Below are 575 nucleotides of genomic sequence, written 5' to 3' on the forward strand. Positions count from 1 at the left end.
CAAACCAAGCATGGTGAGAACATGCCGCTTTGGCTACGCAATGCCAGCATTGCTCTGAGCTACGCGAAGCAAGATCCACTGACGGGCATTTGTTACTACAGCCCAGAACTCGCGAGCGCATCGAAGTTTCGTACTCAGCTGCTCACGAAGATGCAAACGGGCATCGACAAGCGCGAATTTGTGCCTCATTATCAGCCGATCATCGATCTCGCGAGTGGTAACGTATGTGGCGCCGAAGCCCTAGCTCGCTGGAATAGCGAAAGCGGTATGATCTCACCATTAGATTTCATCCCAATCGCGGAGGAAAGCGGCATGATCAAAGCCATTGGCCAACAAATCTTGCTGCAAGCGTGCCGAGACACATACAAAGCCATCGAGAACAAACAGTGGCCGTCAGACTTCCAATTGCACGTGAACATCTCGGTCAATCAGCTCTCCTGTCCGGCGTTTGTCGACACCGTGACACGAGTGCTGGATGTCACCAAGCTGCCCGCCAAAAACCTCACGTTAGAGATCACCGAGTCGCGCATTATTGATAGCGCACCAACGACTCTGGAAAACATGACGAAGTTGCG

Annotated in this window: 1 protein-coding gene; it reads left to right on the plus strand. The window is 52.5% G+C overall.

Translation table 11 applies throughout. The features are described 5' to 3' along the window. A partial coding sequence (locus R8O10_RS26600) for an EAL domain-containing protein (protein ID WP_318192148.1) occupies positions 1-575 on the plus strand: 575 nt, incomplete at both ends.

The organism is Vibrio sp. 1727 (genome assembly GCF_033344415.1).
GTDB lineage: Bacteria > Pseudomonadota > Gammaproteobacteria > Enterobacterales > Vibrionaceae > Vibrio > Vibrio alginolyticus.